We start from the raw sequence: 19,592 nt of genomic DNA, 5'->3' as shown, positions 1-19,592 counted from the left end.
ATGACTGATCAAATCCAAGACGAAAATAAGTTAATCGCTGAGCGTCGTGGCAAATTAGACGCAATCCGCGAAAATTGCCCAGCCAACGGTCATCCAAACCAATTCCGTCGTGAACATTACACGGCTGATTTGCAAGCTGAGTTTGGTGATAAATCGAAAGAAGAATTAGTTGCTGAGCAGCACGTTGTATCAGTAGCAGGTCGTATCCTTGCTAAACGTGGTCCTTTCCTTGCGTTACAAGACATGAAAGGCCAAATTCAAGCGTACGCATCAAAAGACGTACAAAAAGAATTAAAAGCAAAATACGGTCAACTTGATATCGGTGACATCATCGGTGTTAAAGGCGCACTTAATAAGTCAGGTAAAGGTGACCTATACGTAGAAATGACAGAGTACGAGTTACTGACAAAGTCATTACGCCCGTTACCAGAAAAATTCCATGGTTTATCTGATCAAGAAACTAAATATCGTCAACGTTATGTTGATTTAATTACTAATGAAGCGACACGTGAAACTTTCCGTATTCGCTCAAAAGTTGTTGAAGGTATCCGTCGTTTCTTAGCAGATCGTGACTTCATGGAAGTTGAAACGCCGATGCTACAAGTGATCCCAGGTGGTGCGTCTGCTCGTCCATTCGTAACACACCACAATGCACTTGATATCGACATGTACTTACGTATTGCCCCTGAACTTTACTTAAAACGTTTAGTTGTGGGTGGCTTTGAGCGTGTATTCGAAATTAACCGTAACTTCCGTAACGAAGGTTTATCAACGCGTCATAACCCAGAATTCACAATGATCGAATTCTACCAAGCATACGCTGATTACATTGACCTAATGAACATTACTGAAGACATGTTACGTACTGTTGCGACAGACGTACTTGGTTCACCAATTGTTGTAAACACAACGAAAGATGAAAATGGTGAAGTGGTTGATTCAGTAGAGTACGACTTTGGACAACCGTTTACTCGCTTAACAATGAGCGAAGCTATCCTTAAGTACAACCCAGACTTTGATGCTGCGGTATTTAATGACCCTGAAAACCATTTTGAAGAACTTAAAGCGTACGCGAAGCAAGTACACGTTAAGATCCCAGAAAACTGCGTATGGGGCCCGGGTAAATTCTTATGTGAAATCTTCGAAGAGACAGCTGAGCATAAGCTAATTCAACCGACTTTCATCACCGCTTACCCGTGGGAAGTATCTCCACTTGCACGTCGTAATGATGAAAACCCATTTGTAACTGACCGCTTCGAATTCTTCGTTGGCGGCCGTGAACTAGCAAATGGCTTCTCTGAGCTTAACGATGCACAAGACCAAGCAGAGCGCTTTACTCGTCAAGTTGAAGAGAAAGACGCTGGTGATGATGAAGCGATGCACTACGATGATGACTATATCCGTGCATTAGAATACGGCTTACCACCAACAGCGGGTGAGGGTATTGGTATCGATCGTCTAGTGATGTTATTCACTGACTCACCAACAATTAAAGACGTGATCCTATTCCCACACATGCGTCCTCAAGCTGATTAATCAGCTAAAAGTCTTGAAAACGCCGCTTTTTAGCGGCGTTTTTGTTATCAGAAATTTCTGATTTTCATTGCTCTCAATTTCACCACTCAATTGTAATTAGCTGATATAAAAAGAAATACTGAACTAGCTTTCCAACAAAGTTACCAGATTGTAAAATTTTTATACAATCCGAAAGAACGATAGTATTATTTTTAGTCAAGGTATGACATCATTGCACCATACTTGTTCAACGCATAAACGGACTTAATTCTAATGACTAAAAAGCCTTCGCCGTTGCCTACAGATACGAACAAAAGCGAGCATCAACGTGAAGATTTTTATCGTGCTTGCATAGCCGAATTTCAACAATTGGGTTATCAAGATCAATACCTCGCAGAGTTAACTGATGAATTGATCCCATTGACGGGTCTTGAACCGTTGAGTGATAAAGAAAAAACGGCGAAAGGATAAACAAAAACAAGCTGTTTAGGCTCGTTATGGACAATCTATAACCATCTATGCGATTTTCCTTGAAAAGTGTTTGACATATTTCCTGAAATCTTTATTATACGCCCCACAAGACGGAGAGGTGGCCGAGTGGCCGAAGGCGCTCCCCTGCTAAGGGAGTATAGGGTTTGTAGCTCTATCGAGGGTTCGAATCCCTCCTTCTCCACCATTTTTCCTAAAATGGCATGTCTTGAAAGTAATATGTGTGGACGCGTAGCTCAGCTGGATAGAGTACCTGGCTACGAACCAGGCGGTCGGAGGTTCGAATCCTCCCGCGTCCGCCACTTTTTACTTTAACTCTGCATCGAGTATAAGATGTTAGTAAATTTGGTCGGAGGTTCACTCTTTCAAGAGACGTCCCGCAACCGCCACTTTTTACTTTGACTCTGCATCGAGTATAAACTTGAGTCTCTTGCTAAGAGAATAAATTAGCAATGTTCAAATGTGCGTGTGGACGCGTAGCTCAGCTGGATAGAGTACCTGGCTACGAACCAGGCGGTCGGAGGTTCGAATCCTCCCGCGTCCGCCATATTTGAAACTCACATCGAGTATAAAGATAAAATCATTGCAAGATTATAAAATGCAATTGCGGACGCGTAGCTCAGCTGGATAGAGTACCTGGCTACGAACCAGGCGGTCGGAGGTTCGAATCCTCCCGCGTCCGCCACTTTCTCTTAGAAAGTGACATAAGCCGACAAGCTGTCGGTTTTTTTGTGTCTTTAAGATACAGTCAATGCAAGACTTAAACATGCATCATCACACTGCGGACGCGTAGCTCAGCTGGATAGAGTACCTGGCTACGAACCAGGCGGTCGGAGGTTCGAATCCTCCCGCGTCCGCCACTTTTCTCTCAATTAGAGTTAAAGTGTCATAAACCGACGAAAGTCGGTTTTTTTGTGCCTGCAATCCGCGTAGGAGCGACTTCAGTCGCGAGCATCACGCTTCCACACCCCAAATTAAACCCCAACTCAAAATACAAAAAATGCATCCCGTAGGCGTGAAACTTGTTTCGCGCGTATCACGATGATGTCGCCATAAATGACAACCTACAGGGGGGCAGCGACTTCAGTCGCGAACACCTCACTTCCACTCCACAAATAAAACCCCCAACTCAAAATACAAAAAGTGCATCCCGTAGGCGTGAAACTTGTTTCGCGCGTATCACGATGATGTCGCCATAAATGACGACCTACAGGGTAGGAGCGACTTCAGTCGCGAGCATCACGCTTCCACACCCCAAATTAAACCCCAACTCAAAATGCAAAAATGCACCCCGTAGGCGTGAAACTTGTTTCGCGCGCATCACGATGATGTCGCCATAAGTGATGACAACCTACAGGGGGGCAGCGACTTCAGTCGCGAACACCTCACTTCCACACCCCAAATTAAACCCCAACTCAAAATGCAAAAATGCACCCCGTAGGCGTGAAACTTGTTTCGCGCGTATCACGATGATGTCGCCATAAATGACGACCTACAGGGTAGGAGCGACTTCAGTCGCGAACACCTCACTTCCACACCACAAATTAAAACCCCAACTCAAAATACAAAAAATGCATCCCGTAGGCGTGAAACTTGTTTCGCGCGTATCACGATGATGTCGCCATAAATGACGACCTACAGGGTAGGAGCGACTTCAGTCGCGAACACCTCACTTCCACACCACAAATTAAAACCCAACTCAAAATACAAAAAATGCACCCCGTAGGCGTGAAACTTGTTTCGCGCGTATCAAGATTTAGTCGCCATGAATGATGATCTACACCTCCCACATCTTGCTATCTATCCCAGAATAAGCATTTCTCAATGTTAGGTTCATGCTCATGCATTATTTACATTTAACCGACAAAGGGTACAATCTCGCTAATATAATAATAATTAAACCAATATCCCTTGCGTCTATTTCATTTATTCTTTTTTTATTGCATTTTGCTTGGTTCGTTTGCTGCGCAAAGCGAGCCAGTTGTATCGCAATCAACACCATTAAACCAACAACAAATCCAAGCACTCAAATTTGAATCTCCTATTAAAGCAGATTGGTTGTTTAGTACTTACCAAGAGTCCGTATTTAATTCATCAATTTTGGTCTTAGAAGCCGGTGATAAAAAGTCGCCGCCTTTGCTGCTTGTGCATGGTTTAGGCGTATTAGGTATGCAAGATTGGTTTGGGGTTATTCCTGAACTCACTAAGCATTATCATGTTATTGCGATTGATTTACCTGGTTTTGCTCACTCAGAAAGCCCCGAGGGGCGTTACTCTCCTCGCAATTATGCTGCTGTACTGGCGGAAGTGGTCGATCTCTATATTGCTGAACCAACCACGGTTGTGGGTCATTCGATGGGGGGAGCGGTCAGCCTGTATTTTGCTGGCAAATACCCGGAGAAACTCAATAAACTGGTGCTAGTCGACGCAGCGGGTATCTTACATAAAGTGGCATTTATAAAGCCTATCTCCAACGTACCTAAGCCTAATACTAAGATACCTAAATTTCTCTCAACTAAGTTAGCTCAGCTCAATGATTTTACAACCGGACTCATTGAAGAAGGGGCGATTGATTCATACCTGACAGAGTTATTGCAGCGTAGTGATGGTGCGTGGAAGCTAGTAATGGGTGAAACACCAAATATGAATGCAGCGCTGAGTTTAGTTGAAGAAGACTTTAGCGAGATTGTCAGCAATCTGAAAATAGAAACACATATTATTTGGGGTGAAGAAGATGCTGTAGCTCCATTACGAACTGCAAAAGTATTGAACAGCCAGCTAATCAATAGTGATTTAGCTACTTTGCCTGATGTGGGCCATGTGCCAATGAAGCAACAACCCAGCCAGTTTTTAGCTTTATTAAATCGAGCATTAACTGGGGAAGTTAAAAAACCAGCCAGTGCAGAAGTTTCAGATAAACAAATCGAGACATTTCATTGTGAAGATCAGCACAGTCGCGAGTTTTCAGGCCATTACCGTCATATGATTATTGAAGACTGTAATAATGTGTTACTTAAAAATGTGGTTGCTGAATCTATCCGTATTAAAGATTCTTTAGTGAGATTAGAAAATGTAAGCTTATCAGGGGCTAAACTCGCTTTAAATATTAAGCGTTCTGTGGTTGAACTAACCAATGTCACTATTACGGCACAACAAGGTGTAAAACTGAATGAAAGCCGATTTGATGGTGCTGGTGTGCAAATCAATGCATCAGAGCATGCAATAAGCGTTGTCGATGACAGTAATATTATATTCTCGTTAAGTAGAATCCATAGCCCGATATACCAAGGTTTGGCACATGATGCCATAGAAGTAGAAAAAGGAATTATTGATGACCGCTTTAAATAGCATCCCTTTTGTTAAATTAGCAGCGTGCTCGCTGTTTTGTGTCGCTTTACTAAGTGGTTGCAAATCAACAAAGACTGAGCAACAACAATATGCTGATCTACAAGATAGTTTTAGTTATGAAACGTACAGGGGAGTGTCGAATACCAGTGTCGATACCATTGCTTATAGTTATAACAAACTGCAAAAAGAACAGTTAGAGCAAATAGGTGCAATTGAGCCAACACTGACTCATGCCATGATGAGCTACATTTTGAGCCTTGGTGTAAGTAAAGATTTTGCAATTGCTGAAAGCGACTTAGCGCTTGCTAAAGCGACTGATATGCCGGGTAAATATTTAGCATACAGTGCTCAGTCTTTGGCTTTTTATAACAAAGGCTGGCGTAAAATGGCTAAACAAAAAGCTGACTTCATTCGCACCGATCCTTTGTTTGCGACAGTGAGCCAGAGCTATCCAAAAGAGCAGCTTATTTCTTATCTCATTATTGGCAGTGTTGCAGTACGTGATGGTGACCTAGCGACAGCACAAAACATGTTTTATGTGATTGGTGAGCAGATTGAAAAACCCTGGTTACCAAGCTTAGCAAAAGCGTTAACGGTAACCCTAAATGGCTCAACAATAGACTCATTAATCATGCTAAAAGATATCAGCACAGATCCCTCTTTAAACGGCTATGAACGTGAGAAAATAGCCGAACTGATGGATGTTGTGCAAAGCAAATTAAGCGATAAAAAGAAGCGTCAAAAAATCACCCATATTGCTGACGATTTCTTTCTCGACCGTATTAAGGATAAAAGCTCAACGCTATATCGTGATTTGATCACTGACTTACAAAAATACACTGAGCAAGTTCTTTAATCTCTTAAGAAGTTGAGTGTAGTTTCACACTCAACTTCACCTAAATCCTCACTGTTTCAAATCCTTTACGCAATAAAACCGAGTTAATTTGCTTCATGGTCAATTTGTGTTAGATTTAATAAAATATTCCAAAAATAATAACAAGTGGGAATTTTATTTTATGTATGCGAAAGGTGCATATCAAAAACGGCTGGCTATAAGTTGCGGCTTGATGCTTTTGACTGGTTGTGAAGCGAACACAGAAAAAGCCCCATTAACCGACCAACAATACTTTGAGCAAGCAATGTTAGCACCCGCTATTTTGCCAAAAGACTTATCTAATAGCGGCTGTTTATCACTCGAAAATGAAAGCAACCTGCAAGGTTATAAATCAGCGGCTGAGGTTAATTACCAGCAGGCGGGTTGGCAAAACAGAGTTGCGGCCGATTGGCAGTATTTTTTAGCCCCAGAGCAACCGGGCAAGCTACTCCTAATTGATTATCAAGTTCAAGCAGGGCAATTAGCTTACCGGTATTTAAGTGACGGCAGCCATAATGAGTTGTATGAACCTTGGAGCTCATCAAAAATTCAAGCGTTTAGCGGTGCGCTGTCAAAAGTAAGGCAATCCCACCCAGAGCTTGGTGCAGCTTCTTTTGCCGGCGATACTGCACTGGCTGATTTGATCAGCAGTATTAATAGTTACGAAGCATTTGGCAAAGCCGATGGTAACTCAAATGCGATAGCTAGTTATTTTGTCAATGTGGCAGGGCGCGAATATTTACATGGGCTTTTTAATGACGGCTGGCTAAAACTAGAGGATGAGCGTTTGTTATTTAACGGCGCATATGGCTCAGAGCAGTTTATGCCATCAGACGAATACTGGCATAACCCTGCCAATAATGAGCTTGATGCAAAGATTGCTCGATACAAAGCAAGCAGTGATGATCCTGGCTATTTAGGGTATCGTTGTGAGAGCTGTGGTTTAACGGGCAACAAAGCAATGACCACACTTGCTCAAGCGGAATGGTTAAAACGTCTGATTAGTCACCAGCGTGAACCAAGTACGCAAATGCCTTATTTACAAGCAAGTGATGTTGATGTGCTACTTAACGGCACAGGTCATACAGATGAACATGCTCCTGTAGGCGGTATGATGGTGGGTATCAGTCATATCGTTACAAATGCATTGGCAAATGTTATTGCGCCCAATGATAGTCGCTCAGCAAAAGAAGTGCTCGATAGCGCAACGAATGGGCAGTGGCGTGTTTGGCAAAAAATTGGTTGGGGGCCAAGTGAAACACGCTCCACCACAGAAACCGTAATGTTGGCACATGTGTGTTTAGGCAATTACCAAGGTGGCCGTGAGTTTACGTTTAGTGTACAGCAGTCAACTTCGGGGGCCGACGAAGCCAATTTGCCAATAGTCGGTAAGCAAATGCAGCAAAAGTTGCAGCATGCTTTTACAAAATTATTAGATTAACGCGTTCAATAAGAATTAAGGTACAGCTATGCGTCGTTCAATTATCGCTTTATCAATTACTTTAGGTGTTGCTTTTAGTGCACCTATGCATGCTGAGGGTTGGCAATCAGATGTTATCGGGGTCACGCAGTCACAGCTTTCGCCCAGCTACTGGCTAGCACAAGGTGCATCGGCAAAAGTGATCATGACAGAGGCGCAAATTGCGGCCTTCAACGAGAAACTAGTAAAAGATAATAAATACATTGTTGATCCTCTGTCATTTCAAAAATCGCTCAGTAAAGACGAGTTAACAAGCGCCATTCATTCGGCAAGTTCAATTCCAAAAAGCCCGCGCTTTTTTACCGACGGCCGCCAACTCACCGCGAAAGACTTTGCCAAATATCAGGAAAACTTAAACCTTAACAAGGTCGCAGATAACAATGAGGTACGTTTTGCTGTAGTCGTTAAGCGCACTGCATTACGTACTTTTCCAACTTGGGATCGGGTTTTAAATAGCGGCCTTGATCAAGACTTAGATCGCTTTCAAGAAAGCGGTATGTTTCCGGGCGAAGCGGTTGCTGTATTGCATCAAAGCGCAGATAAAAAATGGTTATTAGTTCGTGCTTACAACTACCTAGCGTGGACGCCTGCAGAGGATCTTGCCTTTGCTGATGCAGATAAAATAAAAGCCTATCGCGAACAAGATGACTTCTTGGTGGTAACCGGTGCAAAGGTCAATACTGCTTATGTGCCAAATGATGAAGGCCTCTCAGAAGTTCAGCTCGATATGGGAGTGCGCTTACCATTAGTTGATAGTGAGCAAGTACCGTATTTGCTAAATGGTCAAAATAGCTATGCTAGCCATGTTGTACAGTTACCAACCCGCGATGAGCAAGGTCAACTTGTTATTAAACCTGCGATGATCAGTAAAACTGCCGATGTAAATTTAGGCTACCTAGACTACAACGAGCAGAATCTCATTAAACAAGGCTTTAAGTTTTTAGGCGAGCGCTATGGTTGGGGCCATGATTATAATGGCCGCGACTGTACTGGCTTTGTTGGTGAAATTTATAAGAGCTTTGGCCTACTAATGCCGCGTAATTCAGGTCAGCAAGGCAGTAGTGAATACGGGCAAAATAATCGCTTTGATAAAAATACAGCGGCAAATGCTAAGTTGCCAAAGGTTAAAAACATGGCGATTGGCGATCTAATTTATATTCCGGGTCATGTAATGATGTACCTAGGGGAGCATCACGGTGAGCCTTATGTTATTCATGACGTTAAAGGCTTAGGTTATAACAAAGGCGATGGCAGTTTTTATAATAGTGCCTTGAATGGGGTGTCGGTCACACCATTATTGCCACTTAGATTATCTCAAGAAACCAGCTACTTAGATCGTGTTTATAACATTAAGCGTATTCGCTAGAGGCCATTATGAAAATTAAAGCTGTTCGCTTTGCAAAGCTCAAAGTGCCATTAGTTACCCCATTTAAAACAGCACTAAGAGAAGTGAGTTTTATTGAGGATTTAGTGGTTTTAATCGACACCGAATGTGGCCAAATTGGCTATGGCTCTGCGGCTTCAACACCGGTTATTACAGGCGATACCCATCAAGGAATGATCGCGGTCATTCAGCAGTTTATTGCCCCTAAATTAGTGGGGCTAGAAATCGAAAACATTAATCAGCTTACCCACATTATTCAATCAACGGTGGTTGGTAACAGTAGTGCAAAAGCGGCGTTAGAGTTGGCGGTTTACGACTTGTGGGGCAAGCTCTATCAAGCGCCTTTATATAAGTTACTTGGCGGTGGTAAGTCAGCGCTGAAAACCGATATCACCATTAGTGTCGATAACATAGATAAAATGCTCAGTGATTGTCAGCGAGCGGTTGAGCAAGGTTTTGATGTATTAAAAATAAAAATCGGCAATAACCTTAATCAAGATATTGAACGAGTAAAAGCAATCCATGCAGGCTTTGCCGCTAAGGCGCAGCTGCGTTTAGATGTAAACCAAGGCTGGAATGCAAAACAAACTGTGTTTGCACTGCAGCAACTTGAGCAAGCAGGCGTGGTATTAGAGTTGGTTGAGCAGCCAGTAAAAAGCAGCGATATTCAAGGTCTCAAATATATTACTGAGCGAGTGAACACCCCAATTATGGCTGATGAAAGCGCCTTTTCACCGAAGCAAGTGATCCAACTTTTAGAGCTTGGCGCAGTTGATATTATCAATATTAAATTAATGAAAACGGGCGGCTTAAGCCGAGCAATTGAGATTGCTAATATCACAGCCCAATACCAAGCAGAGTGTATGATAGGTTGTATGCTAGAGGGCAGTATTGCCGTAGCTGGTGCTGCACATTTAGCCTCTGCCAAAGCGCAGCAAATCAGTAAAATCGATTTAGATGGCCCAGCCCTTGGTCAATATGACCCTGTGCAAGGGGGCGTTGAATTTAACGGCCCACAAATACGCTTATCGGATGCCCCAGGTCTTGGCATTGAATCAATAACGGGGCTTGAACTAATTACAAACGGAGTATGGCCAGCATGAAAAAACTAGTCAGTCTTATTGCAGTTATGAGTTTATCGGCTTGTGCCAGCAAAGAGTTACCTAAACCTGTTATTGATAACAGTCATCAACAGCTCGTGGTGGTGGTGGCCAATGATAGTGATGCCATTGATGCCACTCTTTATCGCTTTGAAAAGACCGCTGGCAGCTGGCAACAACAAGGTCAGCAACACGCAGTGGTACTAGGTCGAACTGGTCTTGCTTGGGGAGTGGGGCTGCATCCTGCACAACCTGGTCAGCAAAAACAAGAAGGCGATGGTAAAGCACCTGCGGGTATTTTTGAGCTTGGTACTGCATTTGGTTATTTAGATTCATTACAAACGAACCTCAGTTATCAAGCAATGACAGCAAATGATTATTGTATTGATGTGAAAGGCTCACCGTTTTACAACCAGTTGGTTGATAAAGCACAAGTAGGTGAAGACGCCGTAAAGGACTCTTCAGAATGGATGCGTCGTGATATTTATAGCCAAGATAATCTTTATAAAAAAGGCATTGTAGTTAAGCATAATCCAAGCAATATCAATGGTGCGGGTAGTTGTATCTTTATGCATTTATGGCGGGCGCCAAGTAAGCCAACAGCAGGTTGTACAGCGATGACAGAAAGCGATATGGATGCGTTACTTGCTTGGTTAGATGAGCGTAAAAAGCCGCTATTAGTCAGCTTGACCAAAGCGCAATATCAACAAAAGCAAAGTCAGTGGCAATTACCTAACTTAGCTAAATAAAAATAATAAAATAAAAGTATTTTAATTTTGTCATAATGGTGGAATAATATATTCCATCAAGGTTTGGGTTAGGATAATAAATGAGTGCAAATTACGCTTTTCTCGATTGGCTAGTATTCGCAAGTTACGGTGCAATTTTATTGCTAAGTGGCTGGTGGTTTAATCGCAAACGCGCTAACTCAAGCCAAGATTTTTTTCTAGGCGGAAATAGCATGCCAACTTGGATGGTGGCTATTTCTGTTTTAGCGACTTCGCAATCAGCGGCAACGTTTATTGGCGGGCCAGATCAAGGCTATCAAGGTGACTTTTCTTACCTTGCGACTAATATCGGTGCGTTTATTGCGGCATTTGTGGTGTCGGCGTTTTTAATTCCAAAGTTCTACCAGCAAAAAGTGTTCACTGTGTATGAACTGCTTGAAAAACGTATCGGGCCACAGGCCAAGCGCCGTAGTGGCATGATGTATTTATTTGGTCGTGTGTTTGCCAGTGGTGCTCGTTTATACATGGCCGCTATTGCTGTGGCGATGATTCTATATGGCAATATCGATGCCGATAGTGTGGTTATCGCGACTTTAGTGCTGGCGCTGGCGGGTCTGCTTTATACCTTTTTGGGTGGCATTCGCAGCGTTATTTATTCTGATGTACTGCAAAGTATCGTTTATGTCAGTGCGGCTATTGCGGTTATTTGGTGCTTGCTGAGTGTTATTCCGGCTGATTTCTCAACCATAATTGCAACTTTGAGTGAGCCAAGTCCTGGTGCAGACTCAAAACTTGCGCTGTTTAAATTTGATTTAGATTTTGGCCCGTCAGGGGTATTTAACATGGCCTCTGTGTTAACGGGTTTTGTGCTATTAAACATCGCCGCATTTGGTTTAGACCAAGATATGACGCAGCGCTTATTAACCTGTAAAAGTCCAAAAGAAGGCAGTAAAGCGTTATTACTATCGGTAGTGATGGTGATCCCAGTTATGGCTATTTTTATCTTTATTGGTTTGCTGCTTTATATTGTCTATCAGCAACCTGCACTAATGAATAACGAAGCTGGGCAAACGGTCGTACAAGAATTTAATGGCGAAAAAATCACTATCTTTATGTACTACGTATTAAACGAAGTACCAGCCGGGGTTAAAGGTTTAGTCAGCGTGGGTATTATTGCTGCGGCTATTTCTACTTTGAACTCTGGGCTTAGTTCGATGTCTTCAGTCATCGTACAGGATATCTATCGCCCGTATTTAGAAAAACATAACAAGCAAGTAAGCGATCATCACTTTGTAAAAGCGGGTCGTGTAGGGATGGCACTGGTTAGCCTTGCCTTAGCGCTGATGGCTATTCTTTGTTATTTCTGGCAGCAATACAGTGATATGCCATTATTAAAATTTGCGCTAAGTGTAATGGTGTTCTCGTACAGCGGTTTGTTAGGTGTGTATTTTACTATCTTGTTCACCAAGCGAGGCAGTGAAGGCTCAGTGTTAGCAGCGCTAATAGCGGGCTTTATGGTGACCTTATTAATGCAGCCGTACATGATTGACTGGTTACTACCCGAATCAATGCGCTTTTACTTAGGATTTACTTGGCAGCTATGCATAGGTACATTGCTCGCAACATTGGTGTGTAGCCTTGGTAAAGCGGCAGACGAGAAGAGTGCGTAAATGGCTGTACGCTATGTTTTAGCCATCGATGGTGGCGGCACCAAAGTGTTAGCAGAGCTAAAAGAGCAGGCAAGTGGCGCGACTTTTCGTGCCCAAGCGGGTTCGGCATCAATTTCGAATGACCTTGATTTAGCGTTAGAAAATATTGTTAAAGTGACCCGTGATGTTTGCCAGCAAAGTGGCGCAGATCCAAGTGAAATTGTCACCGTTATGGGTGTTGCTGGTGGCTCATCGCAGAGTCTTGCTGAACAATTAACAGTGATGCTCAAGCTGATTTACGAAATTGAATTTGCCAGTTTGCAAATTACCAGCGATGCAATTACGTCATTATATGGTGCTAATCTTGGTAACCCATGTGTGGTTATTGCTCTTGGCACCGGTGCTGTCGGGGCACGATTAAATGCTCAAAAGCAAACTAAGTTGGTGAGCGGCTGGGGTTTTACCGTTGATGATTTTGGTGGTGGCGGACGTATCGGCCTGATGGCTGTGCAGCAACTATTAAACGATATAGATATTTATGATTTACCAAAAAGCCGATTAACGATTCGTTTGAGTGAGCAGCTAGGATGCACTCGTCAAACAATTAGTAGTTGGCTTAAACAAGCAAAACCCGCGGATTATGCAGCATTTAGCCCGTTGGTGTTTAGCTTACAAAACGACTGTGAGGCGGCAAAAGCGGTATTAACGGAACACACCCAATCGGTGGTTCGGTTAATAAATAAAAGCCGAGGTAACTCGCCGTTACCGGTGATTTTAATTGGTGGTTTGGCGAAAGTCAGCCAACCGTTATTGCCACTTGCCTTACAAAACGAATTATCTCCTTGTAAGGGAGATTCATTAACTGGTGCCGCCATTTTAGCGGCAAAGCATTACCATGACATTATTGAAAAAGGACAACCCAATGAGCCCTGAGCACGTCTTTAAGCAACAACGTGAGTTACTCGAAGAGTTAAACGGTATTGTCTCTGAAGGACAAAACCCTGACACTTTGGATATCGATCTGCTCAGCTCCACTGAGATCCTCACTAAAATCAATAATGAAGATCACAAAGTAGCGGGTGCCGTGAAACTTGTGATCCCACAAATTAGTGAAGCTGTCGATCATGTGGTAGAAGCATTTCAACAAGGTGGCAGGTTAATATACATTGGTGCTGGCACCAGTGGTCGTTTGGGTATTTTGGATGCAGTTGAATGTGCGCCTACTTACAGCGTAAGCGATCAACAAGTGCTCGGTATTATTGCTGGTGGTGACACCGCGGTTAAAAAAGCCGTAGAAGGCGCTGAAGATAGCACCACGTTTGCTATTGAAGACTTAAAAAATGCCAATCTAACTAGTAAAGATGTCGTGGTTGGCATTGCTGCCAGTGGTCGTACACCGTATGTTTGCTCAGCAATTGAATACGCTAAATCACTTGGTTGTGTCACTGTGGGTGTCACTTGTAACCCTGATTCAGCAGTGATGCGTTTGCCACAAATTGGTATATGCCCAGTGGTGGGTGCTGAAGCTGTGACTGGCTCTACACGTATGAAATCGGGCACTGCACAGAAGCTGGTGTTGAATATGCTAAGTACAGCCAGCATGATCCGCACAGGTAAGGTGTATAAAAACCTGATGGTTGATGTGAATGCCAGTAACGAAAAGCTGCACGCTCGTGCTATTCGTATTGTGATGCAAGCAACAGATTGTACACAGCAGCAAGCTGTGGATGCATTAAAGCAAGCAGAGCAAAGCGCAAAACTGGCTATTTTAATTGTGTTAACCGGAAAACCAGCTCCTGAAGCAAAACAGTTATTGTCAAAAGCGGGTGGCTTTTTACGTAAGGCGGTTGAAGAATAATGCGTTTTTTAGCTGTTTTATTTGTTAGTTGTTTTGCGCTTTTGGGTTGCCAAGAAACACCTGCACAAGCGCCTAAAAATGCACAGCCTTTACAGGTGGGTGCAGCCAATTTTCAAGCCTATGTACCTGCATTAACTGGGAAACGTGTTGGCTTGGTAGTTAATCAAACATCAGTTGTTAATGGCCAACATTTGGTTGATGCATTACTTGATAAAGGCGTTGTGGTTAGCAAAATATTTGCCCCAGAGCATGGCTTTCGCGGCGATCATGATGCTGGAGCTCACGTTAAAAGCACTGTGGATGCTAAGACAGGTATCGATGTTGTGTCGATTTATGGCAGTAATAAAAAGCCAAGCCCTGAGATGCTTGCTGATTTAGACGTCATTATTTTTGATATTCAAGATGTTGGTGTTCGTTTTTACACTTATATCAGCTCAATGCACTACGTGATGGAAGCCGCTGCTGAAAATGGTAAAGAGGTTGTAGTACTCGATAGACCAAACCCGAATATTGCCTATGTTGATGGGCCTATCCTTGACCCACAATTTCGCTCATTTGTTGGTATGCACGAAATACCTGTTTTACACGGTATGACAGTGGCTGAGCTTGCTCAGATGATCAAAGGCGAAGGTTGGATAAATGACGCTGATAAGCTTAAGCTAAGTGTAGTGCCTGTTGCGAATTATGACCGCACTATGGCTTATGAGCTACCAATAAAGCCAAGTCCTAACTTACCAAATGCCCAATCAATTGCGCTGTATCCATCATTGTGTTTCTTTGAAGCTACGCCTGTGACTATTGGCCGGGGTACTGATTTTCCGTTTCAAGTCGTTGGTTACTCGCCAGTTAAACTCGGTGAATTTAGCTTTACGCCAAGGGCGATTAAAGGCGCTTCAATGCACCCTAAATTCAAAGGGGTTGAAGTATTTGGTCAAGACTTACGAGATGCTGATATTCATGGCCTAGATTTAAGCTTGTTTATTTCGGTTTATCAAAAGCTAAGTGCGAATGATCAAACGTTTTTTGAACGCGCTGATTTTATGGATAAACTTGCAGGGACTGATAAATTACGTTTAGCCATTGAAGCAGGCCAAACTGAGCAGCAAATAAAGCAAAGCTGGCAAACCGACTTAAGTGCTTTTAAACACAAGCGCTCCCCATATTTGCTGTATCAATAATAACTAGATAATTAGCTAACTAGATAAATAACAACGAGGCGCTTGCCTCGTTTTTTATACCCATAAAAAAGCTGTGTTATATTAAGGAGCTTGATTTGTAAGGATATAGCATGAAAGTTCATTTAATTGCCGTATTTGCATTACTCGCTGGCTGTTCACAACTCCCAAACACTACAACAACTAACTCAACTGATGTACTCGATCTTCGTGATGATAAAAACGCAGCAGAGCAGCTGTGGACACTTAAACATGCAACAAAGCCCAGTTACCCTAAAGCAGCTTTAATATCTAAGCAGACGGGCTGTGCGCGCTTTATTATTACTATTGATAAACAAGGCAATACCACCGATATCCGTTTTGTAGAGAGCTTCCCAGAAGGACTATTTGTCGATGTGTCGCGAGAGTCGCTTAAAGCTTGGCACTGGCAGGCAAGGGAAAGTAACAGCGAATCGAGAGCAATTATTCGAACTGTGCAACTCGACTACTTTATGAAAGAAGCGAGTAATATGGATGCCGCAAAAGCATTTTGTACAATTTAAGTTTTTACTGTTTTTAAGGCATAAAAAAGGGCCGCAATAGCGGCCCCCAACAGGATTGATAAACTTAGAACTTAAAGTTAAACGACAGCTGCACGCGACGTGGACTGTAGTAGTTGCGATACTCACCAAAGGTTTCTGACGAGACATAAGGGTTATTGTTATAACCTGTTTGACGGTCAAATACGTTGAAGATATCAGCGCGGAATTGTAATTCCATGTCACCTGAGAACTTAAAGTCTTGGGTGTAGTTTAAGTCAAGTTGCCAGTGGCTTGGGCTACGGCGACTACCTGCAGGCTCGCTGTAACGTGTGGTACCACTTGAGTAACCGTAGATTGAACCATCCCATGCTTCCCAAGGTTTACCCGACTGGAACACAAAGTATGCACCGATGTTCGCATCCCATGGCACAGTGTAATAACCATACACTTTTACTTTATGCGGCTTATCACCTGATAATGTACCGTATTTGTAATCCCAAGGGTAACGGCCACGGCCATCGCCATAGTTTGATGAACCAATGAAGGTATTAGCATCTGTTGTTGCTGTGGTGTTATCTTGGTCGAAGTTACCGTAGTAATGGCTCCAAACATAAGAGGCATTGATGTAGCTGTTTTCACCTAGATATTCAGCTTCGATACTAGCTTCCCAGTACTTGGTTTCGCCGCCATCTACTTCGGCAATAACATAAGATGAACCGCCAATTTCATCACGGATTTCATCTAGGTTATCTACATATAAACCTTTATCTGCAATATGTTGTGGTACGCCATCAGCATCAACGCCAGAGTAGTCAGTTAAGCGTGCATTGTTTGGCATATCTTCCCAGAAATGCGATGCCTTACGGTGACGAACATGAGCACGTAATACTAAATCAGAACCCACATATTTAGTGGTACCAAGTGTAAACTCTTTGATTTGGCGAGGCTTTAAGTTATCAGCAAATACTTTACCTGATGAACCTTGACGCGGTTCAGCGTAAATTACGTTGCCAGCTTCATCAAATTCAACTTCGATTTCGGCACGAGTATTACGGTCCCAAGATGCAGCACGCGCTAATGAGCTTGCTTCAGGGTTATACATTGAGAAGTTAGCGAATATGGCGTCTTGATCAGCGTAGTTCCAATTCACACCTAAACGAGGCTGGATCATATCTGACCAATCTGTTTGGTACATTTTGTATTTTTCGCCTGGTGCTAATTCATAACCAGATAACGTGCCAGAAGCCGATTTAAGACCTTGACCATACCAAGTATCGCGGCTTACAAGTACACCCACATTGTAAGTCCAATCACCTACTTCAATGGTGTCGTTGATTTCAAAGTTCAGTGTTTCCATTTCTGAATTAATAGCAGAAACCGCCTCTCCACCTGCTACTAAGCTCATTTGTTGTACGCGAGCACGGTAAATAACTGGCGCAGAGCTGCCTTCTTCTAAGCTTTCATCGAGGCCGCCAATGTAAGAGATAGTTCCCCAACCGTTCGAAAGGCGAGACAGTACTTCTTTACCTTCTTTCCACTCACCACCGACATGTAACGTGTGGTAAGTATCGCCCCAGCTAAATTCATGCTCTAGGTTTAATTCAAAGCTATCACGGTAAAAGTCGATATTATCGTATCGAGAGTAAGCGCCAACACCACCGCCGCCTCGCATTTCACCATCTTCGGTATAACCGTATTGTGCAATTAGTGGTGCTGCTCCTGCATTATATGCCGCAATCTGCTCTGCTGTGTAGTTATCATCAGCATCTAATAAGCTAGGTACACTGAAATAACCCATTTCTGTTAGGTTACTTAAGTCAAGCTGGCTCGTTAATGAAGGCATTACTGATAATTCAGTATCTGGCCTACCTGCGGTTTCTAGCTCTAACTTACTGTATTGAAATGAAAGAGTTGTTGCATCACCTAAGAGCCACGAACCATCTAAAGTAAAGATATCTTGATCAGCTGTATCACCTACAGAAACACTATCAGCCTCGTAAGCACCAACAGAACGGCCTTCAACTGTTTTCTCTGAAGTACGCTGTGAAATATTAAGTAAAATATCATCAGTAGGCGCCCAAGTTAATTTACCAAAGTACTCATCACGAACACTCTTATAGTCTTTTACAGCACCATAGGCAGTATCTTTATTGGTACGCTCTTCTTCTGGGCGGTAGTAAGAAGTATAAAAATACAAGGTATCTTCAATAAGCGGGCCGCCTAAACTAGCTGTAAGCCAGCTTTTATCTAGCTCATAGCTTTCTTGGCCTGTTGGTGTTGCCACTAAACTCTTAGGTTGAACTTTGTATTCAACATTACCGTGGAATTCGTCAGTACCCGATTTTGATACTGTGTTGATTGAGAAACCGCCTGAGCGATTAAAACCAACGGCTTTTGCACCACCACGATCCATAGTTACGTAAGCAACGTCATGGGTTGATGGCTCTGATGCTAGGTTACCAAACATAGGTAAAGATACATCAACACCGTCAAAGCCGTACGAGTTATCAACACCTGAACCACCGGCTGATGGGCCTAGCGTTAAGTTTTCTGAAAGCTCAACACCCGGTACAAGTTTTAATAGGTCACGGTAATCTTGACCAACTGGTACGCTATTGATTGCTTCTTCACCAAGTGAGTTAGTCAGTGCAGACTTACCTTGGCGGAATAATTTACTGCCGGTAACCGTGATGACTTCAACGTTTTCGTTAGCACCACCCATAGTGACGTTTAGGCTCGAAGTTTGTTCAAGTAAAACATCCACAGTCATGGTTTGAGTTACACCGTTTTTATCGGTGAAGGTCAGTTCATAAGTACCCGGTTTTAATTGTGGTAAGTCGTAGCTGCCGTCTTCTCGCGTAACAACGGTACGTGGTTTTGGCATCACATTACTTTTTGCTGTTACTGTGATCCCCGCCAGTGACTGCTGTGCTTCTGGTGATGATACTTTACCTTTGATACCCCCGGTTAGATTTGCAAAGGCTGGCGCGCTGGCTAACGCCGCGGCCATAACAACACCTGTAAAGGCTGTTTTCTTTGCGCGAAGTGCATTGCTAGTCGCTTTCGCTATATAGCTCATTGCGAGTGTGGATGCATGTTGTTTCATTGTTTCCCGTCCTTATATTTATATGCTTTGCTGGACTACTTACCCAATTGAGACTTATGAACTTTAAAATTATGTTGCCCATATATTAAACAGGTGTTATTTAAGTTGGTCAAGAATATTTTTTCATTTAAAGGTTGGTTTTTAGGAATAAAATATATAACCGATTTTAGGTAAAGATCAGTAATGACTTGCTTTAACGGGGTGCTAATTTATTCTTAGTACAATTTTGTAAGAAATTATGATTTTAAAGTCAGTCGCTTATCGCAATTGTTTGGTAGTTTAGAGGAGAAAGGGGGTTGTTAAACTACATCCTAAATTATGCATAAAAAAAGCAGCCTGAGCTGCTTTAAAGTATTTATATAACC

The 19,592-nt window shown here is 42.8% G+C and carries 14 protein-coding genes and 5 tRNA genes; 18 read left to right on the top strand and 1 reads right to left on the bottom strand.

All coding sequences use genetic code 11. The features are described 5' to 3' along the window. The 18 genes from lysS to NFU46_RS06915 all read left to right on the top strand — a co-directional run bounded on the left by lysS (position 1) and on the right by NFU46_RS06915 (position 16,142). Positions 1–1,536, top strand: a complete 1,536-nt coding sequence (lysS, locus tag NFU46_RS07000) for a lysine--tRNA ligase (protein WP_054560811.1) — start codon at positions 1–3, stop codon at positions 1,534–1,536. Positions 1,537–1,788: 252 nt separating this feature from the next. Next, entirely contained in the window at positions 1,789–1,986 is a 198-nt protein-coding gene (locus NFU46_RS06995) for a hypothetical protein (protein ID WP_055020963.1), read from the top strand. 112 nt (positions 1,987–2,098) lie between these two features. Continuing rightward, positions 2,099–2,191: transfer RNA gene (locus NFU46_RS06990), tRNA-Ser, on the top strand. 38 nt (positions 2,192–2,229) lie between these two features. Continuing rightward, positions 2,230–2,306 (top strand) — tRNA-Arg (locus NFU46_RS06985). 168 nt (positions 2,307–2,474) lie between these two features. Continuing rightward, positions 2,475–2,551 (top strand) — tRNA-Arg (locus tag NFU46_RS06980). 61 nt (positions 2,552–2,612) lie between these two features. Further along, positions 2,613–2,689: transfer RNA gene (locus NFU46_RS06975), tRNA-Arg, on the top strand. A 98-nt stretch (positions 2,690–2,787) separates the two neighbouring features. Continuing rightward, a tRNA-Arg gene (locus NFU46_RS06970) sits at positions 2,788–2,864 on the top strand. Between the two features lie 1,051 nt (positions 2,865–3,915). Beyond that, complete coding sequence (locus NFU46_RS06965) at positions 3,916–5,352, top strand: alpha/beta fold hydrolase (RefSeq protein WP_251600851.1); 1,437 nt, start codon at positions 3,916–3,918, stop codon at positions 5,350–5,352. Then, positions 5,336–6,208 carry a hypothetical protein gene (locus tag NFU46_RS06960; protein WP_251600848.1) on the top strand — a complete coding sequence of 291 codons (873 nt, stop codon included), beginning with the start codon at positions 5,336–5,338 and terminating at the stop codon, positions 6,206–6,208. The genes NFU46_RS06965 and NFU46_RS06960 overlap by 17 nt, the downstream gene beginning before the upstream one ends. A gap of 211 nt (positions 6,209–6,419) precedes the next feature. Next, positions 6,420–7,667: a hypothetical protein gene (locus NFU46_RS06955; protein WP_251600845.1), complete on the top strand. Its 1,248-nt coding sequence runs from the start codon at positions 6,420–6,422 to the stop codon at positions 7,665–7,667. A gap of 28 nt (positions 7,668–7,695) precedes the next feature. Then, entirely contained in the window at positions 7,696–9,072 is a 1,377-nt protein-coding gene (locus tag NFU46_RS06950; RefSeq protein WP_251600843.1) for an SH3 domain-containing protein, read from the top strand. Positions 9,073–9,080: 8 nt separating this feature from the next. Further along, the gene (locus NFU46_RS06945; protein WP_251600840.1) at positions 9,081–10,193 is read left to right on the top strand and encodes a dipeptide epimerase; all 1,113 of its coding nucleotides are present in this window, start codon (positions 9,081–9,083) and stop codon (positions 10,191–10,193) included. Continuing rightward, positions 10,190–10,939 carry a L,D-transpeptidase gene (locus tag NFU46_RS06940; protein WP_166338091.1) on the top strand — a complete coding sequence of 250 codons (750 nt, stop codon included), beginning with the start codon at positions 10,190–10,192 and terminating at the stop codon, positions 10,937–10,939. Before NFU46_RS06945 ends, NFU46_RS06940 begins: the two co-directional genes overlap by 4 nt. 80 nt (positions 10,940–11,019) lie before the next feature. Continuing rightward, positions 11,020–12,588, top strand: a complete 1,569-nt coding sequence (locus NFU46_RS06935) for a sodium:solute symporter (RefSeq protein ID WP_251600837.1) — start codon at positions 11,020–11,022, stop codon at positions 12,586–12,588. Then, positions 12,589–13,500: a BadF/BadG/BcrA/BcrD ATPase family protein gene (locus tag NFU46_RS06930; protein ID WP_251600835.1), complete on the top strand. Its 912-nt coding sequence runs from the start codon at positions 12,589–12,591 to the stop codon at positions 13,498–13,500. Beyond that, a complete protein-coding gene (gene murQ / locus NFU46_RS06925; RefSeq protein WP_405030614.1) occupies positions 13,463–14,425 on the top strand; it encodes an N-acetylmuramic acid 6-phosphate etherase in 963 nt (320 codons plus the stop codon). The genes NFU46_RS06930 and murQ overlap by 38 nt, the downstream gene beginning before the upstream one ends. Then, positions 14,425–15,603, top strand: coding sequence for an exo-beta-N-acetylmuramidase NamZ domain-containing protein (locus tag NFU46_RS06920; RefSeq protein WP_251600831.1), 1,179 nt, complete (start codon positions 14,425–14,427; stop codon positions 15,601–15,603). The genes murQ and NFU46_RS06920 overlap by 1 nt, the downstream gene beginning before the upstream one ends. A 110-nt stretch (positions 15,604–15,713) precedes the next feature. After that, positions 15,714–16,142 (top strand): energy transducer TonB, encoded by a 429-nt coding sequence (locus NFU46_RS06915; protein WP_251600828.1) that lies wholly within the window; start codon positions 15,714–15,716, stop codon positions 16,140–16,142. A gap of 64 nt (positions 16,143–16,206) precedes the next feature. Here NFU46_RS06915 and NFU46_RS06910 read toward each other — a convergent pair whose 3' ends face one another. Beyond that, the gene (locus NFU46_RS06910) at positions 16,207–19,227 is read right to left on the bottom strand and encodes a carboxypeptidase regulatory-like domain-containing protein (RefSeq protein WP_251600825.1); all 3,021 of its coding nucleotides are present in this window, start codon (positions 19,225–19,227) and stop codon (positions 16,207–16,209) included. Positions 19,228–19,592: the final 365 nt, after the last annotated feature.

It is taken from the genome of Pseudoalteromonas sp. NCCP-2140, from assembly GCF_023708065.1.
Lineage (GTDB): Bacteria > Pseudomonadota > Gammaproteobacteria > Enterobacterales > Alteromonadaceae > Pseudoalteromonas.
This window is presented reverse-complemented; position numbering and strand designations above follow the sequence as displayed.